The 10,901-nt window shown below is 45.1% G+C and carries 13 protein-coding genes; 10 read left to right on the top strand and 3 right to left on the bottom strand.

What is annotated here, in order from left to right; genetic code table 11:
* From A1D16_RS19605 to A1D16_RS19570, 8 genes are all read left to right on the top strand, one after another.
* Positions 1-202, top strand: a 202-nt coding sequence (locus A1D16_RS19605; protein WP_290712686.1) for a hypothetical protein, incomplete at its 5' end; no start/stop codon positions are given.
* Positions 203-281: 79 nt separating this feature from the next.
* Positions 282-446 carry a cbb3-type cytochrome oxidase assembly protein CcoS gene (gene ccoS / locus A1D16_RS19600; protein WP_290712685.1) on the top strand — a complete coding sequence of 55 codons (165 nt, stop codon included), beginning with the start codon at positions 282-284 and terminating at the stop codon, positions 444-446.
* 20 nt (positions 447-466) lie between these two features.
* A complete protein-coding gene (gene ccoN / locus A1D16_RS19595) occupies positions 467-2,572 on the top strand; it encodes a cytochrome-c oxidase, cbb3-type subunit I (RefSeq protein WP_290712683.1) in 2,106 nt (701 codons plus the stop codon).
* Between the two features lie 19 nt (positions 2,573-2,591).
* Entirely contained in the window at positions 2,592-2,759 is a 168-nt protein-coding gene (locus A1D16_RS19590) for a CcoQ/FixQ family Cbb3-type cytochrome c oxidase assembly chaperone (protein ID WP_290712681.1), read from the top strand.
* 22 nt (positions 2,760-2,781) lie between these two features.
* Positions 2,782-3,966 carry a cbb3-type cytochrome c oxidase N-terminal domain-containing protein gene (locus A1D16_RS19585; RefSeq protein ID WP_290712679.1) on the top strand — a complete coding sequence of 395 codons (1,185 nt, stop codon included), beginning with the start codon at positions 2,782-2,784 and terminating at the stop codon, positions 3,964-3,966.
* Between the two features lie 9 nt (positions 3,967-3,975).
* Complete coding sequence (gene ccoG, locus A1D16_RS19580) at positions 3,976-5,388, top strand: cytochrome c oxidase accessory protein CcoG (protein WP_290712677.1); 1,413 nt, start codon at positions 3,976-3,978, stop codon at positions 5,386-5,388.
* Between the two features lie 3 nt (positions 5,389-5,391).
* Positions 5,392-5,838 (top strand): FixH family protein, encoded by a 447-nt coding sequence (locus tag A1D16_RS19575; RefSeq protein ID WP_290712675.1) that lies wholly within the window; start codon positions 5,392-5,394, stop codon positions 5,836-5,838.
* Positions 5,838-6,545, top strand: a complete 708-nt coding sequence (locus A1D16_RS19570; protein WP_290712673.1) for a sulfite exporter TauE/SafE family protein — start codon at positions 5,838-5,840, stop codon at positions 6,543-6,545. Before A1D16_RS19575 ends, A1D16_RS19570 begins: the two co-directional genes overlap by 1 nt.
* A gap of 5 nt (positions 6,546-6,550) precedes the next feature.
* On the opposite strand, the gene A1D16_RS19565 is transcribed toward A1D16_RS19570, so the two are convergent.
* Positions 6,551-7,375 (bottom strand): HAMP domain-containing sensor histidine kinase, encoded by an 825-nt coding sequence (locus A1D16_RS19565; protein ID WP_290712671.1) that lies wholly within the window; start codon positions 7,373-7,375, stop codon positions 6,551-6,553.
* A 68-nt stretch (positions 7,376-7,443) separates the two neighbouring features.
* The gene (locus A1D16_RS19560) at positions 7,444-8,103 is read right to left on the bottom strand and encodes a PAS domain S-box protein (protein ID WP_290712669.1); all 660 of its coding nucleotides are present in this window, start codon (positions 8,101-8,103) and stop codon (positions 7,444-7,446) included.
* A gap of 347 nt (positions 8,104-8,450) precedes the next feature.
* Here A1D16_RS19560 and A1D16_RS19555 point away from each other — a divergent pair, with 347 nt between their 5' ends.
* On the top strand, positions 8,451-9,710 hold the full coding sequence (locus A1D16_RS19555; RefSeq protein ID WP_290712667.1) for a hypothetical protein: 1,260 nt from the start codon (positions 8,451-8,453) through the stop codon (positions 9,708-9,710).
* Here A1D16_RS19555 and A1D16_RS19550 read toward each other — a convergent pair.
* Positions 9,705-10,568 carry a hypothetical protein gene (locus tag A1D16_RS19550; protein WP_290712665.1) on the bottom strand — a complete coding sequence of 288 codons (864 nt, stop codon included), beginning with the start codon at positions 10,566-10,568 and terminating at the stop codon, positions 9,705-9,707. The genes A1D16_RS19555 and A1D16_RS19550 overlap by 6 nt on opposite strands.
* A gap of 46 nt (positions 10,569-10,614) precedes the next feature.
* Here A1D16_RS19550 and A1D16_RS19545 point away from each other — a divergent pair.
* Positions 10,615-10,901, top strand: a 287-nt coding sequence (locus tag A1D16_RS19545; protein ID WP_290712663.1) for a biotin/lipoyl-binding protein, incomplete at its 3' end; no start/stop codon positions are given.

The raw sequence follows: 10,901 nt of genomic DNA, 5'->3' as shown, positions 1-10,901 counted from the left end.
GCAACTGGCAAGAGGGAATAAACAAATTGTGATAGCCAGCTTTGTAATGAGCATCGTCTACAATATCATAGGCCTGTATTTCGCGGTTCAGGGGGCACTGTCTCCCTTGGTGGCAGCTATCCTTATGCCTTCCAGCTCATTGAGTATTATCCTGCTCACCTTTGGCGCCTCCGGCCTCTATGCGCGTAAACTGCAGCTTTAGTGATCAAAATCATAAAATCCGGTGAGAGCGATCATGCTTGCCCGGATTTCGCCCTGCTACTTTTACAAAAAATTGACAAATGGGTGTAATAATCCTGCTCCTTATAGCCAGTATCTCCGTTGCCGCGGTATTTCTTTTCGGCTTTATCTGGAGCGTAAAAAAAGGCCAGTATGAAGACGAGTTTTCGCCTCCCATGCGCATTTTATTCGACGACAAACCTGCTAAAAAAAGTTCCCAACAATAAACCGATAAACAGCAAGCTGTATGCAGATTGAACAATTCAGTTATGACAACAAAATCGTAAAGTGGTTTGCATTTGCTACCATTTTATGGGCAATTGTAGGAATGCTGGCCGGGTTATGGGCAGCCATTGCCCTTTATTACCCCGCTATCAACCTCAATTTTGCGCCCACTACGTTTGGCAGAATGCGGCCCGTACATACCAATGCCGTTATTTTCGCCTTTGTAGGCAATGGTATTTTCATGGGGGTCTATTATTCCCTGCAACGTCTTTGTAAAGCCCGTATGTTCAGTGATCTGCTGAGCAAAATCCATTTCTGGGGCTGGCAGAGTATCATTGTTGCCGCAGCCCTTACCCTATGGGCAGGTTATACTACCGGTAAAGAATACGCGGAACTGGAATGGCCCATCGATATCGCAATTACCCTAGTATGGGTGGTATTTGGTATCAATATTTTCGGAACCATCCTCAAAAGAAGAGAAAGCCATCTCTATGTAGCCATCTGGTTTTATATAGCTACCTGGGTTACCGTTGCCATGCTGCACATCGTCAATAGCTTCGAATTACCCATCAGCCTGTTTAAAAGTTACAGCTGGTATGCCGGCGTACAGGATGCCCTGGTACAATGGTGGTATGGCCATAATGCGGTGGCCTTTTTCCTTACCACTCCCTACCTCGGACTAATGTATTATTTCCTGCCCAAAGCGGCCAATCGCCCGGTATATTCTTACCGGCTGTCGATCATTCACTTCTGGGCACTTATCTTTCTTTATATCTGGGCCGGTCCTCACCACCTCCTGTATACCGCCCTGCCCGACTGGGCACAATCGCTTGGGGTAGTCTTTTCCGTTATGCTGATTGCCCCCTCCTGGGGTGGTATGCTCAACGGGCTCTTTACCTTACGCGGTGCCTGGGATAAAGTGCGGGAAGAGCCAGTATTAAAATTCCTCGTAGTTGCCATTACCTGTTATGGAATGGCCACCTTCGAAGGCCCCATGCTCAGCCTCAAAAGTGTAAATGCCATTGCACACTTCAGCGACTGGATTGTGGCTCACGTACACGTAGGTGCACTGGGCTGGAATGGCTTCCTCACATTCGGTGTTCTTTACTGGCTTATTCCCCGGATGTACAATACGCCTCTCTATTCCAAAAAACTGGCAGGCACCCATTTCTGGATTGGCACCATCGGTATCATCCTCTATGCCATCCCCCTTTACTGGGCAGGTTTTGCACAAAGTATGATGTGGAAACAGTTTACTGAAGAAGGACAGCTTAAGTTCCAGTTCCTCGAAACCGTTACCCATATCATTCCAATGTATATCACCCGTAGTATTGGTGGTACACTTTACCTGGCAGGTGCGTTGATAATGGTATATAACCTGTACAAAACCATGAAAGCCGGCAGCTTTGTGGCCAATGAAGAAGCAGAAGCAGCTCCCCTGCCAAAAGAAATCAAAGCACACGGTAAGGAACACTGGCACCGCTGGATCGAAAAACGTCCCATTCAAATGCTGGTTTTCAGTTTTGTTGCGGTGGCCATCGGTGGTGTACTGGAATTTGTACCGGCCTTCCTGGTAAAATCAAATGTACCAACCATCAGCAGCGTTAAACCCTACACCCCCCTTGAATTACATGGTCGTGATATCTATGTTCGGGAGGGTTGTTATACCTGTCATAGCCAAATGATCCGCCCTTTCCGTGATGAGGTGGCGCGTTATGGCGAATACAGTAAAGCCGGTGAATTTGTCTACGACCATCCCTTCCAGTGGGGTTCCAAAAGAACCGGGCCCGACCTGGCCCGGGAAGGTGGAAAATACCCCGACAGCTGGCACTATAACCACATGCTTGACCCTACCAGTATGAGCCCGGGTTCTATTATGCCTTCCTACCCCTGGTTATTCGATGATAAAATTGACACTACGCTTACACCTAAAATGATCAAAGCCATGCAAACACTGGGTGTACCGTATGAGAAAGATTATGCTACTATTGCCAATAAAGACCTGAATACCCAGGCCAATGCAATCCGCATAAACCTGAAAATGGAAAAAATTGAAGTGGGCAAACACGATGAAATAGTAGCCCTGATTGCATACCTGCAACGGATGGGTACTGATATTAAAAAGTAAGTAGACAAACCATACCACCATGAAGTTTATAAATTATCTGGAATCGATTTCGGGCATCAGTATATACGGACTGGCATCCCTGCTGATTTTCACGGTGTTTTTTCTATTGGTACTGATCTGGACCATTAAGGCAGATAAAACCATGATAGAAGAAATAAGTCGTATTCCATTAGACAAAAGCAACTAGACTTAACGATAAAACAACCACTATGTTTTCTCTCCAACAAATACGCCAGTTCCTACACAAGGCAGGTAGAACAATGGTTCCCCTATTGGTATTACTTGCAGCCAACCTGCCGGTTTGGGCCAAAGGAGCTGCCGGCCCGCCGCCGGTAAGCAGCCTGGAAAATCCGCTGGCTGTTACCCTGCTTATTATAATAGCTGTACTTGCACTAATCATAATTCTGCTGGCCTGGGTGGTAAACGGCGCCGCAGATGTATTCATTACCCGTTACAGGAAATCAAAGGAAGGAATAGCTGCAGTGCTTATCCTGGCCCTGGTGCTGCTGTCCAACGGCGCTTCAGCGCAGGAGGCAGCGGCAGCCGCCTCATCGGGCCAGATCGGCGGAATGGATTCCCTGGCTTTTTATTTTCTGACGGGGGTTATTGCTATTGAACTGATAGCCATCCTCTACCTGCTCTACAACCTGCGCTTGCTCATCAGGGCAGAGCTTGCACAGGCCGGTACAAAAAAACAAGGGGCCGCATCTGCCCGCCCTAAAGAAAGCTGGTGGTCAAAATTCAATAAGTTCAAACCCGTTGAACAGGAAGCAGATATTGACCTGGGGCATGATTATGACGGTATTCGCGAACTCGATAACCGCCTGCCGCCCTGGTGGTTGTACGGCTTTTATCTTTGTATCATTTTTGCAGCCATTTATCTCTGGCGTTTCCATGTTTCACACAGTGGTCCGTCTTCCATAGAAGAATACAACCATCAAATGGCAATTGCGGAGAAACAAAAAGAAGACTACCTTAAAAAAGCGGCCAATAATATTGATGAAAACTCGGTGGTAATGATGGATGCAGCAGCTATTGCAGCCGGACAGGCTTTGTTTATCACCAACTGTTCCGCCTGCCACGGTAAAGCTGGCGAAGGTTCTGTAGGTCCTAATTTAACAGACGATTACTGGTTACATGGCGGTAGCATCAATGCTATTTTCAAAACCATTAAATACGGTGTACCGGAAAAAGGAATGCGCTCCTGGCAGGAAGATTTCAGTCCCGGGAAAATTGCGCAGATCAGCAGTTTTATCAAATCGCTGCATGGTACCAATCCGCCCAATGCAAAAGAAAAACAAGGTGAATTATATACCGATTCACCAGCTGCGACAGATTCCACCAAAGCAATAGATGTGAAAGACTCTGCCAGTATTACCCAACTTTCCAATTAATCCAGGCTCATGAGTACTGCTAAGGAAAATATAGAACAGGAAGAAAGTTTTCGCGACAGGATTGCCACGGTTGATAAATCCGGTAAACGAAAATGGGTGTTTGCCCAAAAACCAAGGGGCCGTTTTACCAACTGGCGAAATTATGTAAGCTGGCTCTTCTTTGCAGTTTTCCTTAGCATTCCATTTATCCAGGTAAACGGAAGACCCTTATTATTATTCAATATACCGGAAGCAAAATTTATTCTTTTCGGTAAAGTATTCTGGCCGCAGGATTTTTTCATATTCGGACTTACCATGGTAAGTTTTGTAATATTTGTGGTGTTGTTTACCGCAGCCTTCGGCCGTTTATTCTGCGGCTGGATTTGTCCGCAAACCATTTTCATGGAAATGGTTTTCCGAAAAATTGAATACCTTATAGAGGGCGATGCTTCTGAGCAGCGCTTACTGGCCAAAGGGCCCTGGAATACTGATAAGATACTGAAGAAAACCAGCAAGCATCTTATCTTTTACCTGATGTCTTTTATTATTGCCAATTTTTTCCTGGCCTATATTATCGGCGTTAAGGACCTCTGGAAAATAATAACCGAGCCGGTAAGCGAGCATTTTATCGGTTTTTTATCCCTGCTTCTTTTCTCCGGAATATTTTATGGGGTATATGCTTTTTTTCGCGAACAGGTTTGTACCGTTGTTTGTCCTTATGGAAGACTACAGGGGGTATTACTGGATCGTAATTCCATGATCGTTGCCTATGATTACAAAAGAGGCGAACCCAGGGGAAAGCTGAAAGACAAAGAAGCACTGTCGCTCGGCGACTGTATTGATTGTTTGCAGTGCGTAAAGGTTTGTCCCACTGGTATCGATATCCGCAATGGTACTCAATTGGAATGTGTAAACTGTACCGCCTGTATTGATGCCTGTGATGCCATTATGGATAAAGTGGGGCGGCCCAGGGGGCTTATCAGGTATGCGTCTGAAAACGGTATTGCCAGCAGAGAACCCCTGCGCTATACCACCCGCATGAAATTATATACCGCCCTGCTGCTGGTATTAGTGGTAATTTTATCGAGCCTGCTCATTACCAGGAAAGATGTAGATGCAACTGTTATGCGCACGCCCGGCATGTTATACCAGGAAAGAGGTACCGACAGTATATCTAACCTGTATAATATCAAAGTGGCTAACAAAACCATGCAGGAAATACCACTTACGGTTAAGCTCGAAAACAAGGCCGGTAAAGTGGAGCTGATCGGCGGTAAACCTATTATCGTGAAACAGGAAGGCCAGGGCTCGGGTTCGTTCTTCATTGTAGTACCGCGTGAAGCTATACAGGAACGGAAAAATATACTGCAGTTAGGTCTGTACCATGGAACAGAACGGATCGATCTTATCAAAACAACTTTTTTAGGACCTGTAAAACAATAAACGATGGCGCTCAATTTCGGACATAAACTACTACTCGTTTTTATTGCATTCGGGCTGCTCATGGGAACCCTTATCTACATGAGTGTTAAAACAGAATTTGAACTGGTTTCAAAAGATTATTATAAGGAAGAGCTGGCTTATCAGCAAGTGATCGATGCCCGGAAAAATGCAGAAACCCTTTCCACTTCCATCAACCTGCTTTACCAGGATAAAGAATTACACCTGCTGATGCCTGCTGAAATGAAAAACCGGGTAGACTCCGGCGAAATTTATTTTTATTGCCCGGCAGATGCCAAAAAAGACACCCTGCTCCGCTTAGTACCCGATAGCAGTGGAAAACAGGTTATTGCAATTGGCCAAACTGTTTCACCGGCCGCTTATAAACTGCGCATTAACTGGAAGGCAGGCGGAAAATCCTATTACCAGGAAAACTATATGAACCTACACTAATGAACTGGGACCTACTCATACCCGCGTTAAGCCTTGGGCTCATCAGCAGTTTCCACTGCGTAGGTATGTGCGGCCCTATTGCATTTGCATTACCGGTGCAGCAATTCGGCGCGCCCTTAAAAATGCTGGCCACCCTTAGTTATCATATAGGTCGCATTTTTACGTATGCAAGCCTGGGCGCTTTATTTGGTTTATTAGGCCGGCAGGTTTATATAGCCGGTTTTCAGCGTTGGTTTTCGATTGTATTAGGCACAGTGGTACTGGTGCTGCTGGTACAGTATATGTACCAGAAAACCCGCATACAGCCCGGGTGGATTCATCGTTTGCAAATTCGCTTACTCAACCAAATGAGCCGGCTGCTACGCGCACCCAAAGCGGGCAATTTCTTTTTACTGGGCATGGCCAATGGCCTGCTGCCCTGCGGAATGGTTTACCTGGCCATTGCCGGTGCGCTCAGCACCAGCCAGGTAGGCGATGGAATTATTTTTATGGCTGCATTTGGCCTGGGTACTTTACCCGCCTTACTGGCGCTTAACTGGTTCGGGCACCTGGCCAGCATTGGTTTACGTAACAGAATGCGCCAGCTTACTCCCTATGTAATTGCCCTAATGGGCATTCTTTTAATCCTGCGGGGATTAAACCTGGGTATACCCTTTATAAGCCCGGTGCTGGAAACCGCCCGGGGTACTGCTGTTTCCTGCCACTAGCCTTTTTATCTACGGGGAATTTTAACCGATACAGTGGTTCCCTTATCCAGTTCACTTTCAAACCAGATAGCACCATCCAGCAGAGACAGGTATCGTTTAACAATATGTAATCCCAGGCCGGTACCCTGTATATTAAAAGCATTTTTTGCCCGGAAAAAACTATCAAACAAATACTCCTGGTCTTCTTTGGCAATACCAATGCCCTCATCCTTTACAGCAATCACCAGGCTGTCTTCTTTTTCTTCTACGCTAATATGGATTGGTTTACCTGGGTCAGAGAATTTACTGGCATTGCTGAAAATATTAATCAGCGTATGCTTCATAATACGTTTATCGGTAACACATTCAATAAAAGCAGGCAGATCCTGTATAAAATATTGCCCTTCTTTCAAAGAGGGTTTCAATTCTTCCTCCACTTCTTCCAGCAGGGTTCTGAAATTAACCTGCTCCAGTTTTGTTTCCACCTTACCTTCTTCCAGTTTACCAAAGGAAAGAAAATCTTCCAGCAGGTCATTCAGGTGCTTTACGGCATCTTTTACACGCTTCACATGTTTATCGCGCTGGGGTTGTTCTTCGGCCTGTTGATAGCGGCTTATAAGCGTGGCAGAGGAAAGGATAGTACTCAGTGGGGTCCTGAATTCATGCGAGGCCATGGAAACGAAGCGAGATTTAATTTCATTCAATTCTTTTTCCTTGCTAAGCGCATCTTCCAGTTCCAGTTGTGACCGTTCCAGTTCATGCAGGGCTTCTTTCAGGATCAGGGTTCGCTCCTCTACTTTGTTCTCCAGGTCGGAGTTGAGTTTACGTACATCGTTGGTAATACTTTCCAACTGTTCTTTTTGCTGCAGTAGTTTTTGTTCTGCTTCTTTTCGTTGGGTAATATCAATAATAAAGGCAATTACGTATTTACCTCTTTTGTCACTAAAAATTGGCTGAGGCTGATTTCAACGGGGAATTCTGATCCGTTTTTTCGTTTGGCAAACAGATCGCGCCCCTGCCCCATCCGCCGGTTACCCGGGTTCTTATAAAAATTTTCTCTCGATTTTTCATGTCCCTGGTGAAAACGCTGCGGAATCAGCAGTTCAATCTTTTGTCCCAGCAGTTCGTGTTTCTCATAGCCAAAAAGCCGTTCTGCTTCGGGGTTCACCAGTATGACCTGTCCCTTTCCATTGGTGAGCACAATACCTTCGGTAGCATGTTCAAAGAGGGCATTTACCTGCCGCTCTTCTCTTTCCAGGCTGCGGTACAGGCGTTTGAGGTAAATAACCAGGGTCATGGTCATTATAATAACCACTGCCGAAAAAATATGCTGGAGCCATATCTGTGCGGTAGTTTCCGATGCGTTGGGGTAATAAATAGAAATAAAAGTGAACAGCAGCCCGGTAAACCCAAAAATGCGGGTATATAAATCGTCTTTCAAAAAAATGGTAAGCAGTATGGCAATGATATACCCGCCGTCAAAAAAACTATAGTCGGGTTGCTGGTACTGCATAAAAGCCGTGGCGCCGATTACCGCTATACTAAATAATATAATGGGAAGTGGGTTCTCTTTAAACATAGCCGGAAGTTAGAAAAAAATCACACCTAAGTGTTTCCGATTAAACCGCGTAAAAACCCGTTTAAGGGTTTCCACAGATAACCGTAAAGCCTGTAATTTCAGAAAATCCCCGGAACAAGCATCGTGTTTTTACGAATAAATCCACTGAAAACGCGTGTTTCGAGGACAAACACTTGCGTTTTTGGCCCATTCATCGAAAAAACCCCATGCCTACTTGTATTTTCCGAAGACCCTGATGATCTTTGTATTGTTGATCGCAAGTCCAAATGCCTACAAAAAACCACCTAGAAAACAAAACACAGCATCCTAAGAAAACCAGCATCTCGTCCCTTACCCAAAGTAGCTATATGAAAACGTCGTACCTTTTACTGCTGGTGGTTATCACAAACTTCTTCTTCCTCGGAGCAGCTGCCCAGGAAATTCACTTTACCAATTACAAATTGGAAAGCGGAGCAGCCGGACAAAGAGGCGCTATGTACCGTTTTTCTTCTGTTACCACAAATGCATTTGGAAAAGCAGAAGCAGATTGCATTGTAAAAATCGAAAATATTACACCGGGTGTTGTTTTGAAACAACTGCACCATAATACGACCAATAACTTATCGGTATTTCAGCCCGAAGTTGAATATGCCGGAATCAACGGTCCTTCCTGGGTAGAATTCAGTTTTACCTTTGTAAACAATAACCAGCCGCTCGATCAGCCCAATGGTTATACCATGCCTGAAATCACTACCTCTGTTTCTGGTCTTAATAACTATGGTGCCGCACATGAATTTGCTGAATGTTACCTGGGTTACGGAAGTAAAGTAGTATATGATAATGAAATCACTTCACTGATGATCTCTGCTGCTAACAGCGGTTACCGTGCAGAAAACAAATGGGGCAAAGCAAATACCAGCAGCGAAAAGATCAGCATCGTAAATAAAAACATCACTACCATCCGCATTAAAATTGGTGTTAACCGCAATAATAACGACTGGGCCGGACGTGCACAATACAAGATTGAACTGAAGAACTCCACCCCCGATATGGCAACTGTATATATGCCGCATATCGTTGGTTTCCAGGCTCGCATGCAAACTGATATTATTGAATTGGCCTGGTCTTGTCCTTCACAGGAAAAATTACAGGATATCAGCATCGAAAAAAGTGTAGATGGTGAGATCTTTCGCGAGGCAGCCCGTTACAATAGAGCAAATATGCCTAAAACAGGGTTGTACCAGTTCACCGACGATTCTAAATCAGCTTCTACCATGGGTGCGGTTTTCTACCGCCTTCGTACCCGCGATATGCAGGGTAATTTCGAATACTCTTCTGTAAAGATGGTAGTGCTGGGCAAAAAAGATGATTTCATTACAACCGAACTCAGCATTGATCCGCAAACCGGTTCTACCATTTTATTAACACCGCTTGCCTGGCAGCAAAAACAGGTGTTTGTAGAGATCTTTAATGAAAAAGGCGACCTGGTAAAGAAAATGTCTGATACGCCGAAAGGAGTTCAGTTTGACCTGGCCACCAAAACTCTTGCTTCCGGTGTGTACGTAGTACGTTTTACCTGCGGAAAACAATATTCTACCCAGTATTTAATTCAGTCAGAAAGTTTATAGTTGAAATTTCAGGGTCTCAAGTGGCAACATAAAAATGTTGCCATTTTTTTTGCCCAGCTTTTCCGAACTGTAGTAAAGGATTTTTCCGTCTGGTGAAACAAAAGGGCAATAATCGAGCTGGTCAGAATTAGCCGCTTTCAGGTTAATCGCTTTTTCCCATGATCCATCCGGCTTGCGTTTACTCCAGTACAGGTCGCCCCTGCCGGTATCGTCCGGCCTTCCATAAGCGGTAAAAACCAGGTAAGACTCATCGGGTGCAATAAAGGCATTGAACTCATACCCTGTTCCATTTACGCCGGTATCCAGCGGTTCTGCCGGCAACCATTCACCGTTTTTAAAGGCTGCCCGGTAAATATCTTCTTTACCAATACCGCCATCGCGTTCGGCGGTAAAATACAAATGTCCGCTGCGGGTTACCGAGGGATAGTATTCGTCCTTTTCAGAATTTATGGCTGGTCCGGCATTTACCGGCGGCCCCCAGCCCCCTGGTTTTTTTTCCATCATCCATATATCCACATCTTCGCCTTCCCGGTTAGGTTTGGGCCGGGCCGAAGCAAAGAATAAACGCTTGCCATCGGGCGAAAAAAACGGTTCCAGGTCGCGGTATTGTCCACTGAAAGGAGCAATCTCCGGCCTGCTCCAACCAGCACCGGCTATTTTGAATATTCGATAAATCGTTTGGTCTTTCCAATGCTGCCCCTGCCGGGTAAAAAAAACTTCCTGTCCATCCGGAGAAATAGCCAGGTCTCGTTCATAGCCAATGGTATTAATAGTTGTATCAAGTTCCTGTTGTGTAAGAACAGGCTCACCGAAGAGGAATGCAAGCAGGCAGAGATTTCGTAAATATTTGCTGTTCATACAAAAAGGAAGAGTAATTTTAGTGTAGTCAAATTTCCCGGATTGTATGAAACTACTTCCTTTTCCGGCATTCCTATTCTATAGTTTGCTGTTTTTTTACAGTTGTACACAAAAGAAGAAAACCTTACAACCAACCGAACAGGGTATTACAGAATCTGTTTATGCATCGGGCACCATCAAAACACGTGATCAGTACCAGTTGTATGCAACCGTCAACGGCATTATTGAAGACGTGTTGGTAAAAGAAGGCGACCTGGTAAAAAAAGGCAGTCCTATTTATAAGATCAATAACAAACTGGTTCGATTAAATACGGAAAATGCACAGCTCTCTGC

The sequence above is a fragment of the Flavihumibacter sp. CACIAM 22H1 genome, from assembly GCF_001601815.1.
In the GTDB taxonomy this organism is placed as follows: Bacteria; Bacteroidota; Bacteroidia; order Chitinophagales; family Chitinophagaceae; genus Flavihumibacter.
The sequence above is the reverse complement of the archived record's forward strand: the minus strand, read 5'-3'. Positions and strand labels throughout refer to the sequence as shown.